This window comes from Micromonospora sp. NPDC049580, assembly GCF_040675595.1.
In the GTDB taxonomy this organism is placed as follows: domain Bacteria; phylum Actinomycetota; class Actinomycetes; order Mycobacteriales; family Micromonosporaceae; genus Micromonospora.
Genome location: NZ_JBFAPG010000035.1, coordinates 1 through 24386, shown reverse-complemented (window position 1 = coordinate 24386; position 24386 = coordinate 1). Strand labels below are relative to the sequence as shown.

Below are 24386 nucleotides of genomic sequence, written 5' to 3'. Positions count from 1 at the left end.
CGAGCGTCTTGTGTCAGCCGCGAAGGAACTGGAAATGCCGAGGTCGATCAGCAAGCTGGACGACCTCACCGACCGCTGCTCCGGTCGCCGCACGCCCGGCAGGAGGGGCGAACAGCCTCCCGAACCCGTTAATCCGCGATGAGCTCGTCCAGCTTGCTGATCGACCTCGGCATTTCCAGTTCCTTCGCGGCTGACACAAGACGCTCGTAGTAGGCGGAGGTGATCGGGAGATCATCCTCGTATAGCCACGAGCACATCGTGTCGAAGGCCAACTCCTGTTCGCCCACGTTCATCAGATGACGAACATCGGCGATGACGTCCGTCGACGTCAACGGAGATTCGTCGAGGAGGTGCGAGATGAGGGAACGCAGGTGCTGGTATCTCTCCACCTTGCCTCCATCCCGCCGCTGACGCTGGCGTCCTCCACTGCCGTCGCCACGCGCCGAGGCCCCGCCGGGAACGCACCCGACGGGGCTTCGGGCCCGAACTCCACGGGGCGGAGATTCGGGTAACACACAGCTCAGCTCGACCAGAGCAGGCTATTCACCAATCAAGGCAACATGCCGCCGTGACTTTCGGTGTAACTGCGGGAAACCCCGCGGATGCCAGGATCGCCGCTCTCGGCGGCTCTGCCGATCACTGCACTCAGGGCCTCCCACGCTTCGACCTCGGCCAGCACGTCAGCCAGCCTGAGATAATCCTCGGCGTCCCCGTTGGACAGGCATTCCAGCGCTACCCGCGCGAACTGCGACGGGTCGATCTCCTTCCGGGCTGACCGGATCGCCTCACGGGCGGGCAGCGTCCATCCGCTCGATAGGGACAGGTCGACCAGCAAGTCGAGCAGCTTCGGAACGTCTTCAGGCAGGAGGCGAAGGAAGTCCAGGGCGGCAGACCGATCCCACGCCGAACTGCTTGACAGCGCCTTCGCCAGCACGTCCGCGCGGGAGGGTGATTGATTCACCTCAGCGCGACACCGAGCGACCTCTTGCTCGGCTGCCACCAAGGCACGCCATTTCTCCATCCCCAGGGCATCTGTTTCTGGACTCACAACTTCTTTCCTATGTTCTGCCAGTTCATCCCTTGGATGAGGCCTACATACTCATCGAACGACATGCGACGTGTGGGGTAAATCGTGTGGTGACCAAGTGCGCGTGGACCCCCGACCCCTCTGCCGTCAGCGATAACACCCAACCCGTCTGGAAGTGAATCCGTAGGGGTACGGACCTGCCCCTTCAACCCGACACGGCTGGCGTTTTCCACCGAATCGAACGTAGAGAGGCCCTGCACATCCAGAGACTTCAGTTGCTCAGCAGAAGGCCCATTGACGAAGCCGTCCACATCTACATCGATATCTTTCCCTGGGCGAACCCTCGGCCCGCCCACCGTGTACACAGGGCAGTTGTTGTTGTGAACGAGCACAGGGGTAGCGCCAGCCACCACATAATACGTGTGGATGTCGGCGACCGTGAGGTCGTACATCGCTTCCAGGCCGGCGTACGACCGGACGGCCTGGACCGTGATCGCCGTGCCGTCGAGCGCCCGCAGCGCCTCACCGACCTGGACGTCGGCCGCGTCGATCCAGTCCTGACGATCCTCACTCCAGAACGGGTGGTGCTGGGTGGTCTTGATGACCGTCGCCTCGGCGCCGTCGGCCTTGACCGTGAGGTCCGTCAGGTCCGCATCCTCGTTGCGGTGCGTCCTGGTGACCTCGCGAGCCTCGGTCTTTCCGGTCTCCGGGTCGGTGGCGAGGACCAGGTCACCCTCGCGCAACTCCTCGATGGCCTTGTAACCGCCGCCGGCCAGCACCACCTTCGTCCCCGGCGCGAAACTGTGCCGTTTTACCAGACAACTCTCGGCTGCCTCGAGGACGTCGTCAGCCCACTTCGTCTCCTGGCTCCACTTCAACAGCGCCTTACCGGCCCTGGTGATCGTCTTGGCCATGGGCTTGGCCTTGCGGAGGAACTGGAGGGCCTTACCCACGGGCAGCATGCCGGCGAGCGTGAAGGCACAGGCCATCAGATCGCCGTGGATGCAGTCCAGGATGTCGTTGATGCCGAAGAAGTCGAGCAGGAGCTTCCCGCCGGCCTGGATGATGATCGAGACGGCGTTCTGCTTCTTGACCTCCTTGGCTCGCTTGATCTCCTCGTCGGTGGGGCCACCGTTCTTGCCGCCACCCTTGCCACCGCCGCCACCGTTGCCGCCACCGGCTTCGTGCGCCGCGCGGGCCTCGGCCCAGTCGTCGTCGCCACAACTACCACCGCAGCCGTCGTTGTCGCCCTTGACCTCGACGTAGTTGCCGTACATGTCCTCGTAGTCGGCGCCCGGACCGCAGGCGTCGTCGGAGCAGGCCCGCAGGCCGCTCGGGTCGGAGAACGTGATCGGGTTGTTGTTGCTGTAGGCGTACGCGTTCCACTGCTGCGGATCCGCGAGGTCCTGCACCGGGTCGACGGAGATGAACCGTCCCAGAGCTGTGTCGTACTGCCGGGCTCCGACATTGGTCAGGCCCGTCGGATCCTTGTCGCCGCCGACGAAGCCCTTGTTGTTCGTCCACTGCGGCTGGGTGCCGCGGGGGTCGCCGTACGGTGTCTGTCGGCGGACGGTGACCGCCTGGGACGCGGCGTTGATGCCGGTCTGCTGGGTGCCCTGGTGGTCCGAGTAGAGCCAGGTCAGCGCGCTGGGCGTACGGTTGGCGACCATCCTGCCGGCGAAGCTGTAGTAGCGGGTGCCGGTGACGATGGAGTTGTTGTCGCGCCGGATCTCCTGACCCGGCAGGTAGAGCGTGCTCCCGCTGGAGTCGCGACGGATCAGACGCGCGCCCTCGGCGTCGTAGATGTTGGTTTCGACGGTCTGCCCGCCGACGCTCACCGAGGCGAGCTTGCCCTCGGTGTTCCACTTCAGCGTCTGCGAGTTGGTCCCGTTGGCGCAGTTGTTCGCCGTGGTGGCCGCCGGCCGGCAGGTCATGTTGCCGACGTTGTCGTACGCGTACTGGGTGGTGACGGCGGCTTGGCCGGGCGCCTCGGTGAGGACCGAGGTGACCGCGTGCGGTCGTACGGCGTCCTTGCCGCTGGCCGGCGACGTGTACGTGCGGGTGGTGTCACCCGCCGCCGTGTGCACCTTCTCCGTGCTGCGGTTGCCGACCGCGTCGACGGTCCACTCGTGCCAGTACGGGGCCGGGCCGCCCAGGTTCGACACGCTCGGATCCGTCTTGCACTCGACACCCGCCTTGGGCGTCCACGCGTTGGTCATCCGGCGCAGGTCGTCGTAGCGGAAGCACTGGGTGTCCGCCGTGCCGACCTGCGGGGTGTCCTTGATCCAGAGGATGTTGCCGACGGCGTCGTGTTCGTAGTCGGTGTCCACCACCGTTCCGGCGGCGGTCTCCGGCTTGACCGTCATCCGGTCGACGCGTCGGGTGGTGAGGTCGTAGTAGGTGTTGTCCTCGACGTACACGCCGCCGTCGGTCTTGCGGGTGGTGAGCGTCGGCTCGCCGTACTGGGTGTACTGCTGGCCGATCACGTAGCGACCCACGTTGATCAGATTGGTGGACAGTTCGGTGGGTAGCCCGGTCGTCGAGTCGTACGTCGTCTGGACCTTCTCGGTGGTCAGACCACCGCCGGCCGGATAGGTGACCGCCGTCGGACTGCCGTCGTAGGGCGAGTACTCGTAGCCATAGACCCAGGTGCCGGCGAGATTCGCAGCCTCGTTGGTCGGGATGACGTAGTTGGTGCCGGTGGGTTGGTAGCGGTCGCTGAAGCCGCGCACCTGCCACTTGTAGGCGTTCGACGATCCGGCCGACTCGTAGCGGATGCTCTCGGTGAGCTGACCTCGGACGGTCTGACCGGTGTAGAGCTTGTCGTACTTCCACTCGGCCAGCTTGTTCGCGGCGCTCACGCTGCCGGCGTAGAGACCCTTGCGCCGCCCCAACGAGTCGTACTCGTTGACGAGCACACCGTTGGGGTCGGTGACCGTCTCCACCTGGTCGTACTGGGTGAAGGTGGTCGTGGTGGTGCCCTTGTCCGGGTCCTTCGCGCTGGTCTGGCGGCCCTTGACGTCGTACGTGTTGACCCACTCGTTCTGGGCCGTGTCCCGGACGAGGGTGAGCTGGCCCTTGCGGTTGTAGGTGTAGGTCGTGACGTGGTCCGGCGTTACCTGCGTCCGGTCGGTCTGCTGGCGCAGCTCCACCGTCCGGCCCTGCACGTCGGTCTTGGTGGTGGTGACGGTGCCGCCCGGCGGCGGGGTCACCTTCGTGGTGTCGCCGAGGTACTCGGTCCTGGTGCGCCACTTCTCGATGAGGTTGGTGACCCCGTCGGTGCCGAAGAACACCTGGTCGGTGGGCCGGGAGGCGTTGTCGTAGAGCGCCTTGGTCAACGCCGGCACCGACCACTCGGGCTCCCACCAGAGCGCGCCGTCGGGCGTGCCCGGCTCGGCGTGGGCCTGGTAGGAGGTCACGGCCCGACCGGTCGCGTCGTAGAGGGTGTCGGTGACGACCCGGCCACCGCCCACCCCGGCTGCCTGCGTCTGGCGAGGCCGCAGGAAGGCGTCCATGATGTCGTACGACGTCAGGTACCCGCCGCCGGCGTGGAGGACCCGACTCTTCGTGTACGGGTAGGCATCCCGGTTGGGCGCGTAGTAGTAGGTGTACTCGACCGACGGGCTGTTCGGGTGATCCGCCTGCGGCCAGCCGACCTTCCAGCCCTTGGCGAGACGCCCCATGGGGTCGTACACCAGGTCGGACTGCTTGCCGTTGTAGTCCTTGGTTCTGACCGGCTGGCCCCAGTAGGGCCGCACCTCGATGCTGTTCTCCCAGTCGACGGTGCCGCCGTTCGGATCCGGCGTCTGGGTGGTCACCTTCGTGACGGGTCCACCGGTCGCGGGGGTGTACACCGTCTTCACCGTGCGGCCACGGGCGTCGGTAGCGGTCGCCGGCCGCCCGTAGGCGTCGAAGGTGGCCTGGCTGATGGTCTGCCAGACCGTGCCACCGGCGACGGACCAGTCCTTGAGCCGGTCGATCCGGGTGACCTCACCCCGGGTGGGTTGAGCGTCGATGCTGGTGGCGCCGTCGTAGAACTTGCGCTCGTCCGCCACGATGTCGTCCTGGCTGGCGGGCGCGGTGGCACAGGGCAGAGCCTTGACGGTGATCTGCTTGACCGTCCCGAGCAGGTTCGCGTCGGTGTTGCGGTTGTAGAGGTAGGTGGTGCAGGTCTCGTCACCGGTCTTGCCGACGTCGCCGTCGGACTGGATCGACTCGGTGCTGCCGTAGTCCTCGTTGAAGGCCGACACCGTACGCGAGGTGCGCCAGCCGGATGCCCCGTTGACCCCCAGCGCCACCGCGTTGTAGGTGACCCGGGTGTTCGTGAAGTGGGCCGAGACCACGTCCTTGTTGATGGTGCGGGTCGCGAGCGCCTTCGATCGCCACGGCACGTTGACCGTCTTGCTGACCGGCTTGCTCTCGACGCCGTTGTAGACGACCTGCTCGCGGACCATGCCCGCGAACTGGTCCTCGTCGTACACCGTCTCGCCACCGAGCGAGGCGCCGACGGTGACGTCACGGGTGCCGCCGGACGGATCGAGCCGGTCACCGTGCATGCCGCGCAGGAAGGTCGTGCGGGTCAGTGTCTGGGCCGGGGCGTCGCCCTTGCGGACCTCCACCTGCCCGAAGCCGCGGAACTGGTTCCACGTCTTGCGCTTCGGCTGCACCAGCCCGTTGTCGTCGGCGTAGTGCCAGGCAGGGTCGCCCACGTAGTCGTAGTAGGTGTTCTGCACCGGCTGGCCGTGGTCCGTGCCGCCGGCCATGACCTTGATGTCCGACTCGGACACCTGCTTGACGACGTACTTGTGCCAGTACTCGGTGAGTTCCTTGCCCGGCTCGTACGGGTCGGGCCCCACCACCGGGTAGCAGAGGCGCGTATTGGTGTTCGGGGCGGACGGAAGGCTGTTGCTCTTGCAGTCAGGCAGGCTGTACGTGACCTGGATCTGCCCCCCGGTCTCGGTGAAGATGTTGCCGATCCGCATCCGGTTGTTGCTGGTGTTGTTCTTGCTCAACACCCGGTTCGCCATCGACACCGGCTCGAAGGTCACCGGCGGCATGACGACGGTGCCCCCGACCAGGCCCTTGTGCACCAGCGAGGTAAGCCACATTCCGGCGTGGTCACTGCCGTCACCGACGGGCGGATAGGTGTGACCCAGCGTCCAGGAGTCCACCGGCTGCCAGCCCGGGGTGGTCTTGGTGGTGTCCCAGACCTGTGTGGTGACCGTCGAGAGCCGCTTGGTCGTCCAGAACGTCGGACCGTAGTTCTCCTTGCAGTCCGCCGCGGCCGCCGTGCACTCCTGGTCCCAGGGGACGTCCTTCCAGTTGCCCCGGTTCGAGCAGTCGGTCACGCAGCGGTCCGCGATGTCGAGGACGACCTGGGCCAGGGGCTTGACCGAGCGGTCGGTGGAACTGCGGTCCCAGGTGCCGTAGTCGATCCGCCGCAGCGATCCGCCGCGGACGTAGGACGCCTTGTTGGTGGAGGTGGCGAGCTTGGCGTAGTAGTTGGATTCCTTCTCGTACCAGTACGACAGGGTGTTGCCGCGCGGATCGACGACGTAGTCGAGGTTCCACCGCCAGGCCTGGTTGCAGAACGACGAGGCGAACGAGGAGCCGTTGCACGGTTCGTTCGCGTGGTTGCCGGCGACCGGGACGGTCCAGGCGGACTCGGTGGTGGCGCTCTGACCGGGCAGCGTGTTGCGGCCGAAGAAGTACTGCGTGCCGTCGGGCGTGGTCGCCTTCCAGTACTCACCGTCGTCGTCACCGTTGGCGGTGCCGGTCAGCTTCTCGATCTTCGTGCCGTCCTCGTTGCGGCTGTGCCAGCCCTTGCCGGCCTCGAAGATCAGTTCGCCACCCCGACCGTTCAGCGACATCGTCGCGTTCTCGGAGCGCCAGCACTGGTCCCCGGTGCGGTTGGAGCTGTTGTTGCCGCCGCTCATGTCATCGGCGCACGGGACGTAGCTGCGCTCGATGTAGCCGGACCAGAGGCTGAAGCCCTCACCGACCCACGACGGCTGGCTGTTCGAGGCGTCGGACTGGCCGTCGACCGCGTCGGACGTGTAGGAGAGGCCGAGGCTGGGTGCCGGGCCGCCGATCGCTGGCGGCATCCGCATCGGGTACGACCAGGAGAAGCCACCGGTCGACGTGCCCGCCGACCAGGTGGCGCTGGCCGACATCGGGGTCGCGGAGAAGTCACCCTCCGGACCCGAGCTGCCCGCGGCGAGCGCGACGAGCGTCCCGGCCTGCCCGGCGGTCCGCGCCGCCGCGCTGTCGGCGGCCACCGGCACCTCGGCGGTCACCGAGGTGCCGTCGTTCCTGGAGATCAGGGGCTTGGCCGCGCACTCGGCCCGCTGCGGGTCGCGCAGTCCGCACTCGGGGACCTGCCAGAGCCGCAGCCGAGATGCCCAGTCGCCACCGAAGGCGTCCCGGAAACCGCGGTAGTCCACCGAGACGGTGGCCGCGCCGGGCTGACCGGGTGTCGTGGACCGCGCGGCGGCCTGACCGGCGTCGTCGATCCGCAGCATCAGTCCGTCGCGCCACCGGGCCGGCACGGCCGCGCGGTCCAGCAGTTGGACCGAGACCGCCGAGGTTCGGGCGCCTGCCGTGCCGGCCGCCCGCTGGACCGACACCGGCAGCGCACCAGCGGGCACCGCCGAGGACGAGGAGCGGCGCTGACCGGCCGCGCCTGCCGCGCCGTCCGACGGCAGGGTCACCGTCGCCTCGCCCGGGGCGGGCCACACGGGCGCGGCGGGCTTGGCGTTCGGTACGGCCTTCGTCGGCCGGGCACGACCGACCGCCGGGCCGCCGTCCTTGTCGAGCTTCTCTCGCTGACCGGTCCCGGGCTTGGGGCCGCCCGGCGCGGCCTGCGCCGGAACCGACAGCCCCATGGTCAACAAAGCGGCGCTGAGCAACCCCGCCAGGAGAGCCTTGCCGGTTTTATGGGGCTTTCGAAGGGTTTTACGGAGAGTTTTTGAGTAGGGGTTCACCATGCCTCCACGGACGAGGTCGACGTGCGGGGTTCGGTCAGGGGCTGCGGAGCGGTCAGTCCTCGGGTGCTTCCACCGACTCCGGCGACTCCGCATCGAAGAGCGTCTTGACCGTCGCGTCGGTCAGTGCACCCTGATAGAGGCCGAGCTTGTCGATGTCGCCCCGCCAGAGGTCGACCCACCGTGTCGTTCCGCCCACTGGGGTGAAGCGGGCAGCGCCGACGACGAGCGGACCGGTCGCGTCGAAGGCGCCGGTGAAGGTGCCGCTGCTGAAACCCTTGATCCCCTCCTGCTTTCCGTTGACATAGAGCCGGATCTCGCGCCGGGACGCGTCGTAGACGGCGACCAGATGCGTCCACCGGGCCCAGTCGTCCTCCGTCAGGACCCCCGACGTCATCGGAACCGCCACGGTCTGACCCGTGGTGTCATCGTCGTCGACGCCGAAGACGCTGACACACCACCGGTACTCGGTCGTGGTGCCCACCGTGAAGGCACGCTGGCCGAGGTAGAAGGCCGACTGTTGCGTGCCGGCCTGACTGACGGCGGTCATGGTGCCCAGTGCCTGTGCGTCAGGTCGCACCCAGACGGACACCGAGAAGGACTGATCCGTACGCAGCACGCGGCCGTCCTGCCAGACCGGGTTCTGCGGCTCGGCGAGATTGTCCTGTGAGCGCCCGTACTCTGTCGTCAGCTGGGCCGGATCCTCGATGCCCTGTCGGTCCAGCGTCAGGAACTTGTCGTCGGAGAGAGAGCCGAAATCGGCGCCCGCCGTCAGAGCCAGCCTGCGGCCGAACTGACCGTCCTCCGGCGCGCTGCACAGGGTGGGGTCCGTCGACTCCACGTAGCACGGCATGCCGTTGCCGAAGCCCCAGTCACCCACTTTGACCGCCGACAGCATTCCCGGCTCGTCGAAGCCTCCGGAGTCCGGATCCTCGGCGAGCTGACCGGTGAAGTCGTGGTCGACCAGCACCCGGTCGTACACCTGCACGTCGGCCAGGTTGCCCTTCAGCCAGTTGGCCGGCGCGCCCGAGGTCCAGCCCCGCCCGACGCTGAACGGGCCACCGGCGCTCCACGCGGCCGCGGTCCGATCCGTCTCGGCGGTGAGTTTGCCGTTGACGTAGAGCCGGATCTTCCCGGCGGTCTTGTCGTAGACACCGGCGATGTGCGTCCACCGCCCGACGTCCGCCGTTGTCAGGGCGGAGCTGACCGCTGCTCGGGTGGAACTGGATTGCAGGTCGGTGTCCTTCATCAGGAACGACCAGCGCGGCGTCAGCGGGGAACCCTCCAGCCGGGTACCCAACACGAAGCCGGCCGTGCTGGTGCCGGCCTGGGCGGCGACCGCCATGTCCGCCGTGGTGGGAAGCGCCGCCAGGCGTACCCAACCCGCGACGCTGAACGACTGCGTGGTGTCCACCACCGGCCCGGTTGTGGCCAGGCTGGACGAGGTGCCGTTGAACGAGGCGGTCTCGCCGCGAATCAGCCGCAGATCTCCGGTCCACGAGACGCTGCCCGAGGACAGCGGGGTCCTGCCCGAGGGGGGCGACTGCTGCGTGTCGTCGAGTGCCTGCGACGCCGTGACCCCGGGGTAGGTCTCCAGACCCCAGCGGGCCGTGGCGGGCGCCGGCCGAGGGGCCGTGAACTCCAGCGAACCGTAGCCGATGTTGCCGGCACCATCGGTTGCGGAGATGTAGAGCGTGTTCAATCCGTACTTGGGCACCACCAGCGATACCTGCGCCTGCTTCACGGTGATGGGTTCGCTCGGTGGCCTCATCACTATGCGACCCACCGCCGTGACCTCGGTGACCGGCGGGTTGACCCAGCCGTACCGGAACTTGGTCACCGTGGAATCGGTGGACGAGATGAGGAAGGTCGCCGTGCTGCCCGGCAACCCAGTTCCGGAGGTCAGCGTCGCGGTCACCGGCGGCACCTTGGTGTCGGCCATGAACTTGCACCAGTCGGACCAGACACTCGTCCGGCTGTACGGAGCGGGGTCCGTCGCCTTGGCGCGGAACGCGTATGTCACCCCCTCGCCGGCCGTCACCGCGGCCGTCGTCGAGCGACCTCCGGCGGGAACCGACGCTCCGGCCGGCGCCGACCGGCGCGGGGTCGACGCGTCGATCACACCGTTGGCGGGTACCTGGACCCACTCGTACCCGGTCGTCAGCGCCTGCGTACCGTCCGCGTCCGGGAAGATCGCGGAGAACGTCGGCTTCAGGGTGCCGATGACCAGCGTCGTGCTGGCCGAGCAGGCAACGCCGGCCGCCTGCAGGTTGTTCGGCTTACCGGGGATGGAGTCGAAGTCGACCACCAGCTTCGCGTTGCCCGGGAAGAACTTCTTCCACCGGTCGGTCGTGGACTCGCCCGACCCGTCGGTGGCGCTGCACGCGCAGAAGCCGAAGGTGATGTTGGTGGCACTGCTGGTCGCGGAGGACTGGATCACGCTGGTCACCGCGGACCCGGTGAAGTTGACGGTCATGTCCGGCTGTGGCGAGTCGGAGCACCCGGAGCCCTCGTTGGCGTGCGAGCTGGCCGAGGACTTCAAGCCGATCAGCTTCGGCGCCCAGTTGGTACGCGGAGTCGAGGCGATGCCACCAGAGTGGTACATGTAGGTCGGCGTGTTGCCGCACGACCAGGAGTGATCCAGCTTCATCTGCACATACGCGGACTCGATGTGCTTGCCCCGCACGGTGGTCAACGGGAAGTCGAAGTAGGACCGGTACAGCTTCCCGGAGTCCGGGTCCCGGCCCACCCGGGCCACCGAGGTGTCCGTGTTGTTGCTGTTGTTGTTCGTCGAGTACGCCCATCGGGACTTGCCGGTGGACCAGGCCGGGTCGATGTAGACCGGGAAGGTCGCGCCGGCCGGCGAGAGCAACGCGGCGTCCGGGCGGAGGACCAGGTCACCGTCGGCGACCTGGACATCGACGGCGGCGACACGCGCTCTGTCACCCGGCGCCGCCGACGACGAGAGGTCGGACGACGACCCACCCGCGGACGCGGCGTCCCCGGCCGAGGCCGTCGCCGATCGCTGGCCTGACGTTGCGACACCGGCGTGGGAGTCCCACATGACGGCGCTGTCGGCGGCGGCGAGGACCTCGTCGCCGGCGAGCGCCGACAGGCGACCGTCTCGACCCCGCACCACCCGCGCGTCGCCGCCCAGGTCGAAGCGGAGTTCGCGCAGACGCGGGTTTGCCGCTGCCTCCGGCGTCTTGACCACGAGGACGTGGGTGAACCCGGTCCGGGTGGCCCGCAGCACCAGGTCCGTGCCGGGCAGCACGTCGGTGTAGGTGGCCGAGTCACCGGACACCGAGGGTCGGGGTAGACCACCCGGCCAGGACAGGGAGAACGACCGGCCGTTGCGGGACAGGACCACCGCGGCGGCATCGCCACCGTCGGAGAAGCGCACGTCCGCAACCGACGCCGTCGGCCGCCAGCCGTCCGCACCCCGACGTAGCGCGAGGTCGACGACCGCCCACGAGCCGTCGGGGCGCTTGACCTGCTGCGGCACCACGGCCAGTTCCGCCGTGAAGCCCCCGGACGGGTTGGCGAACACCTGGGTCAGTTCGGTACGCGCCGACGCGACCTCCACCCGCTTACCGGAGCGGCGCGCGGCGGCGGACGCCGAGGCGGGGTCGGCGGTCTCGGAGATGGCGGTTGACGGTTTCGACGCGGCAGCCGGCACGGCCTGTGCGGGCACCGCGACGGATGTGCCGAGAAGCGCGACCGCGCTTCCGACTACGAGAAGGGAACGTCTCTTTAGGAGCGCGGGCAGCAGCCAGCGGCCAGTGGTCATCAAAAACCCCCGTGCTGATGAGAACTAGTCGGCCGAACTGTAGGGCTGGCTTACAGGTTTGTCTATGTCCGCTACCGCCCGTGATAACAAATGGGGTACCAGCCCGCAATGATGACTACGGCCGCACCCGCCGTCACCGGTGAACGGCTGTCCGGCGCCTCCACGTGAGTGATCCGGCGGCCGCCGGTCAGCCCGCCGCCGGCTGGGTGGCGAGCAGTGCGGCCTCCCGGGCCGGGTCCAGGCCGACCGCAGCGCGGCGGGGCCTGCCGGCGCGCGGCGGAACCGTGCCCACCTCCCGCAACCACCGCCACGTGTCCGCCACGGTCTCGGCCACCGGCCGGCAGGTCAGCCCCGCCGCGTGGGCCCGGCTGGTGTCCCGCTCCAGCAGCCAGCGGTACGGATGCCCGAGCGGCAGCCAGATCGGCAGGTCGCTCCACGGCTCCACCCCGGCGGCGAGGATCGACTCGGGGTCGGTCCAGCGCAGCCGAGCGTCGGAGCCGGTGACCGCCACGCACTCGTCGAGCAGCTCACCCATCGTGCTGTGCCCGGGGCGGCTGACCGCGTTGAACGTCCCGCCCCGCGCTCGGGCGCCCTGGTCCAGCATCCAGCTGGCCAGGTCGCGCACGTCGATGCACTGGATCGGCAGCTCGGCCGGGCCGGGGGCGAGCACGTCGCCGCCCCGCGCGATGCGGCTCAGCCACCAGGGCAGCCGGCCGATGTCCTCCCCCGGCCCGAGGATCAGCCCGGCCCGGGCGATCAGCGCCCGGTCACCGAAGACCTCCCGCACCGCCCGCTCCGCCCCCGCCTTGAGCTGCTGGTAGTCGCCGTCGGCAGCGTCCGGGTCGGCGTCGGCCACCGGCGCGGTCTCGTCCGAGCCGGGCGCCACCGGGTCGGCGTAGACCGACCCGCTGGACACGTAGGTGTAGTGCCCCACGGTGTCGACCAGCGCACGGGCAGCGGCGCGCGCGGCGCGCGGCGCGCCGTCCCAGGTGTCGACCACCAGATCCCACTCGCCGTCCGCGAGCACCGCCAGGCCGTCCGGCGCGCTCCGGTCACCCCGCAACCGGTGTACGCCGGGCGGGACCGACCCGTGCAGCCCTCGGTTGAACACCGTCACCGACCAGCCCCGGCGAACCGCCTCGGCGACCGTCGCACCGCCCACGAAACCCGTACCGCCCAACACCAGCAATCTCATGTGCTCCACCCTGGCGGATGGGTGTGGCGGATTGCGCTCTTGTTCACGGCGAGCGGATCTGCCCTCGGCAGAACCCCCGCACCGACGCCCGCGCGCAGCCGGATCGGGCAGGTCGACTGGGGATTGGGCCGGTCAACCGGCGAGCAGCCGGTCCAGCGGGCGGGGCACGGCACCCGACTCGAGAGCGCGCACGAGCGCCCCCGCGTAGCGGGCCTTGCGGCCACTCATCGTCCCCAGGAAGCGGCGTAGTTGCCGCTCGACCGGGCGCCCACGCTGGGCGGGCTGGTTCTGGAACACCCGCAACCGGGCCAGGTCCCCCTGCTCGGCGATGACCCGCTCGACGCCGTCGCTGCCGAGCGCGCGGATCAGCTCGTCCTCCAGGTCGGTCACGCAGACACCGAAGCCGAGCTCCTCCATTGCCGACCGGGTCAGGCCGGCGCCGAGACCCACCTGCTCCAGGCCACGCCGGAAGAAGCCCTCCTCGGCCTCGTCACACAGCCCCCGCACGGTCACGGCGAGGCCCTGCGCGCCGAAGAGCCGCAGGTACCGACCGACGCTCATCGCGCCTCCGAGCGGCACCACGCACACGCCCTCGGCGGCCAGATCGCGGCGCCGTCGCTCAGCCAGCGCCTCCACCGCGAACTGGTCGCTGACCCCCTCGACGAGCACGACGGTACGCAGGCCGGCCGCCGACTCCCGGGCCGCGTCGGCGGCGGTCGCGGCGTCCGGACCGCCGGCCGCCCAGACGCGTACGGCGGCGCGGAAGCGGTCCGGCTCAGGCACGGGACCGAGTCTCGCAACGACCAACCCGTGTCACAACCGGATTGTCCGCGGTCTGCCGGGCGTCGGGATCCCGGTGGTGTCACCACGGCAAACGGCTCGTCACCGAGAATGCGGTGACGAGCCGTTGCGAACTGGTGGGCGATACTGGGTTTGAACCAGTGACCTCTTCCGTGTCAAGGAAGCGCGCTCCCACTGCGCCAACCGCCCGTGGTTTCCGCCCGACCCGGACGCTCAAGCCCGTCGAGGCGAATCGCGAGCGGACGACGGGATTCGAACCCGCGACCCTCACCTTGGCAAGGTGATGCGCTACCAGCTGCGCTACGTCCGCACGTCCCCGACGAACGCCGGCGACGCGGCAAACTCTACCCGATGCCAAGATCGGCGGGCGCGCGACCCTGGGCGGCGGCGATTGCGCTGGTCGCCACCGGGGTACTGAGTGACCTCGACAGCGCACCACACCCCCTAAGGAGGCTGTCGTGGGTATTGGCACCAGCATCTTCCTGATCGCGCTCGGCGCGATCCTCACCTTCGCGCTCGACGCGAGCGTCGGCGGCATCAACCTCGACGTGGTCGGCTGGATCCTGATGGGCGCCGGCGTGCTCGGCCTGATCATGACCACGCTGATCTGGGGTCGCCGCCGCCAGGCGGTCCCCGTCGCCACCGAGCAGCCGGTGGAGTACCGCCGGGTCGAGGAGCCGGTCGAGTACCGCCGGGTCGAGGAGCGGCGGGACATCGCCCCGCCGCTGTGACACGACCATCGGCCACCACTGACGGAACTGGCGGAGCACCCGGGCCCGGCCACCTCGACAGAGGCGGCCGGCCCGGCGTTTCGTGGCCTGCCGCGCCACGGGAGGCACCGGCTGCGAGCGTGACGCAGCCCGCCCCGCTCACCGCATGAGGGCGTTGAGCGTGCCGTAGTCGAGGGCGTCCGCCAGCGCGTCGTACGTGCCCGCGCCGAGGGCCTCGTCCGCCGCCCGGCGGGCGACCGCGTACGCGGCCTGCGCGATCGACGAGCCGAGGCTCACCCGGGCCACCCCCAGCCGGGCCAGGTCCCCCACCGCCGGGGCGCCCGGCCCGGCGAGCACGTTCAGCGGCGCCGGCACCGCCCGCACCAGCTCGCGGATGGTCACCGGGTCGACCACCCCGGGCACGAAGATGCCGTCCGCGCCGGCGGCGAGATAGGCGGTGGCCCGGGCCAGGGTCTCGGCGACGTCCCCAGCGCCAGCGAGGAACGTGTCGATCCGGGCGTTGACGAACAGCGGCAGACCCGCAGCGTCGGCCGCGCCTCGCACCGCGCCGATCCGGGCGCACTGGTCGGGCACGTCGCGCAGCGGTGGGCCGCCCTCGCGTCGGGCGTCCTCGATGTTCACGCCGACGGCACCGGCGTCGAGCACCGCGCGTACGGTCACGCCGACCTCCGCCGGCGTCGCGCCGTACCCGGACTCGATGTCGGCGGTGACCGGCAGCGGCACCGAGGCGGTGATCCGGCGGACCAGGTCGACGGCCGCGTCGCGGCCGAGGATGTCACCGTCGGGCGCCCCGAGACTCCAGGCGACGCCGGCGCTGGTGGTGGCCACCGCGCGGGCACCGGCGGCGGCCACGACGCGGGCGCTCGCGGCGTCCCAGGCGTTGACCAGGACCAGCGGCGACCCGGGGGTGTGCAGGGATCGGAACAGTTCGGCTCGGGTGTGGTGTTCGCTCACGCGGCAAGTCTCGGCCGGCCCCGCAGCCGCCGGTAATGTTTTAGCGCCAGCTGAAACCATCGGGGGTGCCGTGGTCGCCATCAGCATGTCGGCGGGCGCCGTCGCCCGCATCCGGTTCGCCGTCTCCTGCCTGTGGGAGGTCGTCGCGAGCGTCCGGGTGCTGCGCGACCCCGGAGACCACGCGGTCCACCTGCCCTGGGTACGCCGGGTGCGTCAGCCGTTGGTCGAGGCGGGTGTGATCGAGTCGGACGGCGGGCTGCTCTGGCAGCTGGTGCCGGCACCGCCCGGCTACCTGGCCGACTTCCTCACGCCGCCGCCGGCCAACCTCAACCCCGATCTGGCCGCCGAACTGACGGCCCTGCGCGCCACCGGGGCCGACACCGTCCGCGCCCACCTGGACCTGTACCCGGGCGACCGCACGCCAGCACTCGCCGCCCTGTACGCCGACCCGCCGGCCGGGCTGCGCCGCCTCAGCGAGGAGATCGAGGCGTACTGGCGGATCGCCCTGGCCCCGCACTGGCCGCGGCTGCTGCTGCTGCTCGACGCCGATGTCACCGCACGCGCCCGCCTGCTCGCCGAGGACGGTGCGGCGGTGCTCCTCAACGATCTGCACCGGCAGGTCCGGTGGGAGGGCGACACGCTGGTCGTCGCGCAGCGGCACTGCCTGGCCCCGGACGTCGCGGACGGTCCGGGCCTGGTGCTGGTCCCGTCGGTCTTCGTCTGGCCGTCGGTGCTGAGCGTCTCCGCCGGGGATGCGCCGCAGCTCGCCTACCCCGCCAGTGGGCTGGGCACCCGGTGGGAGCGGCCGAACGGCGTCCCGGACGCGCTGGCCGCCGTGCTCGGCCGCGGGCGGGCCCGGCTGCTCACCGAACTTATCGGGCCGGCGAGCACCACCGAACTGGCCCGTCGCAGTGGGATGTCACCCGGCGGCGTCTCCCAGCACCTCACCGCGTTGCGCGCGGCCGGTCTGGTGGTGACCCACCGCCGGGGTCGGGCCCTGCTCAGCGCCCGCACCGACCTCGCCGAGGCGCTGCTCTCGGCAACGGCATAGCCGACATCGGTGCGCCCTCACCTCGTCACCCATCGCCGAGGCGGTCTACCGCCGCCGCGGCTTCCCGCCGTGGGCGAGTTCCGGCTGCTGACCTTCTGACCGGGCCGCCCGCCCGCTGACACGTTCCGGAGCAGATCCTCGTCCGGAACGCGGAAAAGCCGCCCGGGGCATGGTCAACGAAGCCGCGGATTGCGAAACTGCTGGCAATGTCCAGCACACCGCTGTCCCTGCCGCAGCCATCCGCGCGGGCGCCCGAGTTCGGCCGGGACGCGCTCATCGTCTGCGAGAACCTGGTGCGGATCTACCAGACCGGTTCGATCGAGGTGCAGGCGCTGCAGGGACTGGACCTGGCCGTGCAGAGCGGTGAGCTGGTCGCCGTCGTCGGTGCCTCCGGGTCCGGCAAGTCGACGCTGCTCTCCATCCTGGCCGGCATCGACGCCCCCACCGCCGGGCGGGTCCGGGTCGGCCAGTGGAATCTCCTGGCGATGTCCCGCGCGGACCGGGTGGACTACCGGCGGCACACCGTCGGGTTCGTACGGCAGCAGACGGCGAGCAACCTGATCCCCTACCTGACCGCACGGGAGATGGTGGACCTGCCGATGACGGCGGCCCGTACCGCGAAGAAGGAGCGCCGGGAGCGCGCGGCCGAACTGCTGGACAGCCTCGGTGTCGCCGACTGCGCCGACCGGCGCCCCGGGCAACTCTCCGGAGGTCAGCAGATGCGGGTCGCGATCGCGGTGGCGCTGGCCAACCAGCCGCGGGTCCTGCTCGCCGACGAGCCGACCGGCGAGTTGGACGCCGCCACGTCCGCGGAGGTCTTCGGCGTGCTGCGGAACGTCAACCGGCGGTACGGCGTCACGGTTGTCGTGGTGACCCACGACCCGGAGGTCAGCGGCCAGGTCGAACGGACCATCGCGATCCGGGACGGGCGCACCAGCAGCGAGGTGCTGCGCCGCACCACCACGGACGCGGAGGGCGACACGCACGTGATCGCCGAGGAGTACGCAGTGATGGACCGGGCCGGCCGGGTCCAGGTGCCCCGCGAGTTCCGGCAGGCGCTGGCGCTGACCCGACGGGTCCGGCTGGCCCTGGAACCCGACCACATCACGATCCGCCCCGATTCGGGAAGCGACGAATGAGCAGCGAGCCGCTGCTGCGCGTACGCGGCGTCCACCGGCGCTTCCGCACCGGGCCGACCGTCGTACACGCCCTGCGCGGCGTGTCGTTCGACGTGGCCGCCGGTTCCATGGTGGCGCTCGTCGGCCGGTCCGGTTCGGGCAAGACCACCCTGCTCAACGTCATCGGCGGACTGGACCGCCCGGACGCCGGAACCGTGCACGTCGACGGCGCCGACGTCGGCGCGCTCGACGAGGACGACCTGTCCCGGCTGCGGCGCGAGAAGGTGTCGTACGTCTTCCAGAGCTTCGGGCTGATCCCGGTGCTGTCGGCAGCGGAGAACGTCGCCGCCCCGCTGCGGCTGGCCCGCGTCGCTCCGGCCGAGCGCGAGCGGCGGGTCGAGTTGCTGCTGGATCTGGTCGGCCTGGCCGACCACGCCCGCCAACGGCCGGCCGAGCTGTCCGGCGGCCAGCAGCAGCGGGTGGCGATCGCCCGCGCGGTGGCCGCCTCGCCCCGGCTGCTGCTCGCCGACGAGCCCACCGGGCAACTGGACGCCGAGACAGGTCTGTCGGTGATGGCCCTGCTGCGCGGGATAGCGGAATCCGAAGGCGTCACCGTGCTGGTGTCGACGCACGACGCGGTGATGATGGCCCTGGCCGACCGGGTGATCCGCATCCACGACGGGCACCTCGACGAACAGGCGACCGGGCCGTACGGGCCCGTGTCGGACGCCGGGTGACACGACGATGCTGAGGCTGGTCAGCCGGCGCGCCCGCGCGCAGTGGCCGTTGCTGGCGGCCCTGCTCGGGGTCGTCACGATCGGCGCGACGCTGCTGGGCACCTGCACCCTGCTGGTCACCCGCACCGCCGAGCGGGCGCTGGAGGTCGCCATGGCCCGCGCCGCCCCTGCCGCCGTCGACGTGACCGTCTACACCGGCGCCGTCGAGGGCCGGGACGCGTCGTCCGTCGCCGCCGACACCCGCACCGTGGTGGCCTCCGCGCTCGCACCGTTCCCGGTGACAACGACCGCGCGGGCGTCGACAGTGCTGCGGGCGCTGCCGCCCGCGCTCGCCCCGGGCACCACGGTCCCGGCCCAGGCGTACCTGTCGGGGCTGGACGATCTGCCGGCCCGAGCCGAGCTGATCACCGGACGCTGGCCACAGCACCCTGGCGACGCGGTGCTGCTGGAGTCCACCGCCGGACTCCTCGGCCTCACCCCCGGTAGCCGGGTGCGCCTCGGCGCCGAGCTGGCCCACCCGCCAGTCCCGGCCATCGACGTGACAGTCGTCGGTGTGGTACGCCCGCTGCCCGGGCGCGGCTGGGACCGCGACCCGCTCGCCGCGGCCGGCTCCGCCACCGGCTACCGGGACGGCCGCTTCCTGCAGCCGGTCAACGCCTACGGCCCGTTCCTCGTCGACCTCGCCGACCTGGTCACCACCAGCGCCACCGTCGACCGGCTGGAGGTCACCGCCCATCCGGACCTGTCCCACCCCAACCGCCGCGACCTGGAGACCATGGCCGGGGCCGTCCGCAGTGCCGACCGCAGGCTGGCCGGCACCCTCGGCGACCGCGTCACGCTCGCACGTGTCTCCTCCGACCTGGCGCTGACCCTGCGGGCCGCCGACGACCAACGGCACGTCACCGCCGCCGTCGTGCTCGCCATCGCCGTCCTCGGCGGTGTCCTGGCCGCGACGGCACTCGTCCTCGCCGGCCGGCTGACCGCGGGCATCCGCGCGGACGAGACCGCCCTGCGGTCCGCCCTGGGCACCAGCCGCCGCCAACTCGCCGCCACCGCGGCACTCGAGGCCGGGCTCGTCGCCGCCGTCGCCGCGGCGCTCGCGATACCGGCCTCGTCGGCCCTGCACGCCGGCCTGACCCACCTGCCGCCGCTGGACGACGCCGGCCTGACCGTCCGGCCGGCCATCACGAGTGCCCAGGTTCTCGCGGTGGTCGGCGGTGCGCTGGTGCTCACCGCTGTGCTCACCGTCTTGGCGATCCGGCCCGTCGGGGCACCCGGCGACCGGCGCACCCGCCGCGAACTGCTGGCCCGCTCCGGCGCCGACCTGATGCTCGCCGTATTCGCCGCCGCCGGGTGGTGGCAGCTGCACGCGCAGCCCACCGCCGCCAGCCCACGCGCCGACGCGGTCCGGGTGCTCGCGCCGGCGCTGCTGCTCACCGCGGGCGCCGCCCTGGCGCTCCGGGTGGTACTGCCCGCGCTGCGCGGCGCCGACCGACTGGCGTACCGCGCCCGCGGGTTGGCGCTCCCGCTGGCGGTCTCCGAGAGCGCCCGCCGGCCCCAGGCGGTCGCCGCCGGGCTGCTCGTCGGGCTGGCCTGCGCGGCCGGAACCTTCGGCCTCGCCTTCGACGCCACGTGGCACCAGTCGCAGCGCGACCAGGCCGCGCTCTCCGTCGGCACCGACCTGGCACTCACCCTCAGCACGGCGCCAGCACCCGGCGACGGCGCGGTCGTCAGCGCGGCCACCGCGGGGGCGGTGAGTCCGGCCCTCGACCGTGGTACCGCAGTCGGTCAGTGGCTCGGCACCGCCGGCGATGCGCCGCGCCTGGTCGCCGTCGACACCACCCGAGCCGACGCGCTGCTGCGCGGGCCGGTGGACAGCGACCGCGGATGGGCGGACGTGGGCGCCACGCTGGCACCACGCACCCGGGTCACCGGCCTCGCCGTTGCGGCCGGCGCCCCGCTCGTCCTGAGCGGGACCGCGGCCGGCGGCACCTCCCTCGCCGTGACGCCCCGGCTGCTGCTGCAGGACGCCACCGGCCTGCGCACGTCCTGCACCGGTCCCGCCGTACCGCTCGATGGTCGGGAGTTCCGGCTGCCCGCCTGCGCGACGGCTGACGGGCTGCGCCTCGTCGCGGTCGCCCTGCCGGTCACCGCCGACCCGGTCGGCGGACCCGTCGCCGTAGCCGTCACGCTCACCGTGCCGCCCGCCGGGTCGGCGCAAGGGTCCACCGACGGGTCGGACTGGACCGCCACGTCCGCGCCGCCGGTCCCGAGCAGGGTGCGCGACCTGAGCGTCACGCTGTCTCCGGTACGGACGGGAACCGCGCTGCGGATGGCCGCGACAGTCGACCTCGGCGGCGCAGACGACGCCGCCCGGACTATCGTCGCCACCGCCTTTCCGGACCCCGGGCCGGTGCCCGTCGCCGTCTCCGCCCGCTTTGCCAGCGAGGTCGGTGTCGACAGTGGCAGCCAGCTCAGCGTCACGGTCGGCACCACGCCCGTCCCGATCGTCGTCACCGAGGTCGTGCCGACCGTACCGTCCGCCCCCGGCGCCGTCGCCGTCCTGGCCGACCTGGACACGCTGTCCCGCGCACGCGCCGTCACCGGCGACCTGACGTTCCCGGTCGACGCCTGGTGGGTCGGCCACCCCGCCGGTCCCGGTGCCGTCGAGCGGGCCACCGCCCTGCACCTGGGCACCGTCACGAACCGCGAGGCGGAGACCGCCCGCCTCACCGGCGGCCCGCTGCGCGCCGGGCTGCCGGCCGCGCTCCGGCTCATCGTCCCGGCCGCGGCCCTGCTGCTGCTCGCCGGCGTCGTCCTGCACGTCACCTGCGATCTGCAGGTCCGCGCCGTCGAGGTGGCGCGGCTGCGCGGCCTGGGGATGTCCCGGCGCGGCATCCGGGCCGTGCTGCTCGGCCAGCACGTCGGCGTTCTGCTGCCCCTGCTCGCGGCGGGCGCCGCCGTCGGCGCGCTCGCCACCCGCATCGTCGCTCCCCTGCTCGTGCGCTCCGACACCGGCGCCGCGCCCGTCCCGGCCGCCCAGCCACAGTGGCCGTGGCCAGCCGAGGCCGCACTGCTCGCCGTACTGCTGGCCGGATGCCTGCTGGCGGTCGCCGTTGTGGTCACCGTCCAGGTCCGCCGGGCCGACGCCGCGCACCTGCGGGTGGCGCCGTGAAACGGTGGCTGACCCGCCGGTGGCCGGCGCCGCACTGGCCCAGCGTCCGCGGCCGGGGCCGGACCGACGCCGGACCGCTGCTGCTCACCGCCGCCGTCATCGCGGCCGTCGCGCTGCTCGCCGGGGCCGTGCCGGCGCTGCTCCGCGCCGCCGCCGACAGCGCCGTCCAGGACACGGTCCGCCGCGCCGGCCAGGACTCGAACGTCCTCGTACACGCCGACTGGGAACGCGACGACGGACCGACCGGCGGGCGGGTCCGGACAGCCCGCCTCGCCGATGACGTCGACGACTTCCGCGCCCGGGCGGCCTACGCGCTCGGGCCCGACCTGGACGCCGCGCTGCTCCCGCCCATCGCCGTTGTCAACGGTCCGATCCTCAGCATCACCGACGGCAGCGCGCCGCGTACCTTCCAGTTCACCTACCTGGCCGGCGATCTCGGCGGCCCGGACGTGACCTGGGTCGCCGGCAGCGCGCCCGGCCCCGCCGTCACCGACGAGTTCGTCGAGACCCCCTACAACGGACCGCCCTGGCCGGTGCAGGTCGGCATCTCCGAGGCGGAGGCCACCGCACTTCACCTCGGCCCCGGCGATCGAATCCCGGTCAAGGACGGTCAGGGTCGCGACCGGGACGTCCGGATCAGCGGGATCTACCGACCCGCGGACAGCGCCGACCCCGCCTGGCGACTCGCCCCGGCGCTCCTGCGCCCCGCGCCTGGCGCCGACGGCGTGGGGACCACCCGGTTCGCCGGCCTGCTGTCGGCCGAGTCGTTACCGGACGCCCGGCTCGCCGTCGACGAGGACCAACTGCGACGTACCATCCACTTCGCACCCGTTCCCGACGCGCTCACCTGGGACACCACCGCGGCACTCGCCAGCCAGGTGGTCAAGCTCAAGGCAGCCTCCGGCTCTTCCGGCGCCCGCGACGAGTCCCTGAAGTGGGAGTCGCAACTCGACACCACCCTGCGCGCCGCCCGTACCCGGATCGGCGCCGTTGCCGTGCAGGCCGCCGTCCTGCTCACCGGGGTGCTGACCGCCACGGTGCTGGTCCTGCTGCTCGCCGCCGACCTGCTGGTCCGCCGCCGTACCCCGGCGCTGAGCGCCGCCCGGCAGCGTGGGGCGGCGCTACCCGACCTCGGTGCGGAACTGACCATCGAGTCCACAGTGGTGTCCCTGTCGGCCGCCGCCGTCGGGCTCGCGCCCGCCCGCGCGGCGGCTCCCGGCGTCTCCTGGGCCTGGGCCGTTCCCGCTGTCCTGGCCGGAGCCCTCGCCGGGCCGACGTTCGGCATCCTCGCCGCCGCCCGCGCCAGCCGCGACCGGCGTCAACCCGCCAACCGGGCCGCTCGGCGCTGGATCCGGGCCACCGGCCAGCTACGTCGCGCCGCCGTGGAGGCCGCAGTCCTGATCGCCGCGGTCGCCGCCTTCGTCACCCTGCACCAGCGCGGGCTCCTGTCCGTCGCCTCCGACGGCGACACCGGCGCGCTGACCGGCGACACGATCCTGCCGATCAGCGCCCCCGCTCTGGGCGTGCTCGTCGGCGCGCTCGTCCTGCTCCGGCTGCTGCCCCTGGGGGCGCGGTTCGCGCTCCGGCAGGCGCTGCGCTCGCGCCGCCCGCTGGCCGTGTTCGGTGCCGCCCGGGCGGCCGCAACGGCCGGGCGCGCGCTGCCGCTGCTGGTTCTGGTGAGCGCCACGGCGCTGGCGTCGTTCGCGCTCATCCTCGGCGCCACCGTCAACCGGGGCCTGGCCGACGGCGCGTGGAGCAGCGTCGGCGCCGACGCCCGCCTCGACGTCGGCGCCGAGGCCGGGGTCGCCACGCCCGCGGTCGCCGAGCGCATCGCCGCCGCACCCGGGGTCGGGCAGGTCGTCGTCGCGCAGGTGACCGACTCGGCGCGCGTCTTCAGCGATTCGACACTGTTCACCCCACGCCTGGTCATCGTGGACGCCGACGCGTTCCAGCGCCTGCTGGCCACCACCCCGCTGCCCGACGCGCCGGCGCTGGCCCGGCTCACGACACCCGGTCCCGGCCCCGGGGACGTCCCAGCGCTGGTCCGATCGAGCGACGGCGAGCTGCGGACCGGCACGCGGTTGCAGCTACCCCGGGACGACGCCCCGGCGATCCCTCTCACCGCCGTCGGTACCGCGCCCTCCGTCGGCGGCGCCGGTGACGTCGTCATCGTGGACGCCGCGGCCCTCGCGGGCGCCGGGCTGCCCGCCGTTCCCAACACCGTCTGGGTGACCGGCCCCGGCGCGGCGCGGGCCGTGTCGAACAGCGGCGTCGCCGCCGACGTCGTGCTGCGCGCCGACGTCCTACGGGCGCAGCGAGTGGCCCCGCTGACCGCAGGGCTGGTACGGCTGGCGTGGACGGCCGCCGCGGTGCTGCTGGCGCTGGGGCTGCTCGGCCTCACGCTCGCCGCCGCCGCAGGCGCGTCGGAGCGGTGGCAGACCCTGACCCGGCTGCGGACCCTCGGCCTGCGGCCACGCGACGCCCGCTGGGTCGCCGCCGGAGAGGTGCTGCCGCCGGTCGTGGTCGCCGCGGTGTGCGGCCCGCTGCTCGGGGCCCTGCTCGCACGCCTGACGCTCGGCCCGCTCGACCTGCGGCTGCTCACCGGCCAGGCCGCCGACCCGGGGGCGGTCCCGCCGTGGTGGCTGCTCGGCCTGGTGAGCGTGGCGCTGCTGGCGGCGGCCGCCACGGTCGTACCTGTGGAGTCGGCCCTGCGGCGACGCGACCGGCTGAGCGAGGTGCTCCGCGCCGGCGAGTAGCCGGCCGGCGACCGGTGCAAAAACGAGGCCCGTTACCGGATATCCGGTAACGGGCCTCGTTTTTGCAC

13 protein-coding genes and 2 tRNA genes are annotated in these 24386 nt (G+C 71.8%); 6 read left to right on the top strand and 9 right to left on the bottom strand.

What is annotated here, in order from left to right; translation table 11 throughout:
- Positions 1-128: 128 nt before the first annotated feature.
- The 8 genes from AB0J68_RS05465 to AB0J68_RS05430 form a co-directional block, all read right to left on the bottom strand.
- Positions 129-389 carry a MafI family immunity protein gene (locus AB0J68_RS05465; protein WP_355139264.1) on the bottom strand — a complete coding sequence of 87 codons (261 nt, stop codon included), beginning with the start codon at positions 387-389 and terminating at the stop codon, positions 129-131.
- Positions 390-550: 161 nt separating this feature from the next.
- On the bottom strand, positions 551-934 hold the full coding sequence (locus AB0J68_RS05460) for a hypothetical protein (RefSeq protein ID WP_363936369.1): 384 nt from the start codon (positions 932-934) through the stop codon (positions 551-553).
- Positions 935-1044: 110 nt separating this feature from the next.
- Positions 1045-7935 (bottom strand): polymorphic toxin-type HINT domain-containing protein, encoded by a 6891-nt coding sequence (locus AB0J68_RS05455; RefSeq protein ID WP_363936367.1) that lies wholly within the window; start codon positions 7933-7935, stop codon positions 1045-1047.
- Positions 7936-8065: 130 nt separating this feature from the next.
- Complete coding sequence (locus AB0J68_RS05450) at positions 8066-11704, bottom strand: LamG domain-containing protein (RefSeq protein WP_363936364.1); 3639 nt, start codon at positions 11702-11704, stop codon at positions 8066-8068.
- A gap of 283 nt (positions 11705-11987) precedes the next feature.
- Positions 11988-12995, bottom strand: a complete 1008-nt coding sequence (locus tag AB0J68_RS05445) for an NAD-dependent epimerase/dehydratase family protein (protein WP_355063854.1) — start codon at positions 12993-12995, stop codon at positions 11988-11990.
- Between the two features lie 132 nt (positions 12996-13127).
- On the bottom strand, positions 13128-13778 hold the full coding sequence (locus tag AB0J68_RS05440; RefSeq protein ID WP_363936357.1) for a TOPRIM nucleotidyl transferase/hydrolase domain-containing protein: 651 nt from the start codon (positions 13776-13778) through the stop codon (positions 13128-13130).
- Positions 13779-13910: 132 nt separating this feature from the next.
- A tRNA-Val gene (locus tag AB0J68_RS05435) sits at positions 13911-13985 on the bottom strand.
- A 48-nt stretch (positions 13986-14033) separates the two neighbouring features.
- Positions 14034-14106, bottom strand: a tRNA-Gly gene (locus tag AB0J68_RS05430).
- A gap of 148 nt (positions 14107-14254) precedes the next feature.
- On the opposite strand from AB0J68_RS05430, the gene AB0J68_RS05425 reads away from it, so the two are divergent.
- Positions 14255-14527 (top strand): DUF6458 family protein, encoded by a 273-nt coding sequence (locus tag AB0J68_RS05425; RefSeq protein WP_007457129.1) that lies wholly within the window; start codon positions 14255-14257, stop codon positions 14525-14527.
- A gap of 138 nt (positions 14528-14665) precedes the next feature.
- Here the strand turns inward: AB0J68_RS05425 and AB0J68_RS05420 are convergent, their stop codons facing one another.
- Positions 14666-15481, bottom strand: coding sequence for an isocitrate lyase/phosphoenolpyruvate mutase family protein (locus AB0J68_RS05420; protein ID WP_363936355.1), 816 nt, complete (start codon positions 15479-15481; stop codon positions 14666-14668).
- A 70-nt stretch (positions 15482-15551) separates the two neighbouring features.
- Here AB0J68_RS05420 and AB0J68_RS05415 point away from each other — a divergent pair, with 70 nt between their 5' ends.
- The 5 genes from AB0J68_RS05415 (at position 15552) to AB0J68_RS05395 (ending at position 24318) form a co-directional block, all read left to right on the top strand.
- Positions 15552-16532, top strand: coding sequence for a helix-turn-helix domain-containing protein (locus AB0J68_RS05415; RefSeq protein WP_363936354.1), 981 nt, complete (start codon positions 15552-15554; stop codon positions 16530-16532).
- A 206-nt stretch (positions 16533-16738) separates the two neighbouring features.
- A complete protein-coding gene (locus AB0J68_RS05410; RefSeq protein ID WP_363936351.1) occupies positions 16739-17671 on the top strand; it encodes an ABC transporter ATP-binding protein in 933 nt (310 codons plus the stop codon).
- Entirely contained in the window at positions 17668-18387 is a 720-nt protein-coding gene (locus AB0J68_RS05405; RefSeq protein ID WP_363936349.1) for an ABC transporter ATP-binding protein, read from the top strand. Before AB0J68_RS05410 ends, AB0J68_RS05405 begins: the two co-directional genes overlap by 4 nt.
- Positions 18388-18394: 7 nt before the next feature.
- Complete coding sequence (locus AB0J68_RS05400) at positions 18395-21562, top strand: permease (RefSeq protein WP_363936347.1); 3168 nt, start codon at positions 18395-18397, stop codon at positions 21560-21562.
- A complete protein-coding gene (locus AB0J68_RS05395) occupies positions 21559-24318 on the top strand; it encodes an FtsX-like permease family protein (protein WP_363936345.1) in 2760 nt (919 codons plus the stop codon). The genes AB0J68_RS05400 and AB0J68_RS05395 overlap by 4 nt, the downstream gene beginning before the upstream one ends.
- Positions 24319-24386: the final 68 nt, after the last annotated feature.

What these genes read in the sequence shown, in the direction of transcription:
- AB0J68_RS05445 (WP_355063854.1), bottom strand. Translation starts at nt 12,995, where the DNA reads ATGAGATTGCTGGTGTTGGGCGGTACGGGTTTCGTGGGCGGTGCGACG.
- AB0J68_RS05410 (WP_363936351.1), top strand. Translation starts at nt 16,739, where the DNA reads ATGTCCAGCACACCGCTGTCCCTGCCGCAGCCATCCGCGCGGGCGCCC.
- AB0J68_RS05405 (WP_363936349.1), top strand. Translation starts at nt 17,668, where the DNA reads ATGAGCAGCGAGCCGCTGCTGCGCGTACGCGGCGTCCACCGGCGCTTC.
- AB0J68_RS05400 (WP_363936347.1), top strand. Translation starts at nt 18,395, where the DNA reads ATGCTGAGGCTGGTCAGCCGGCGCGCCCGCGCGCAGTGGCCGTTGCTG.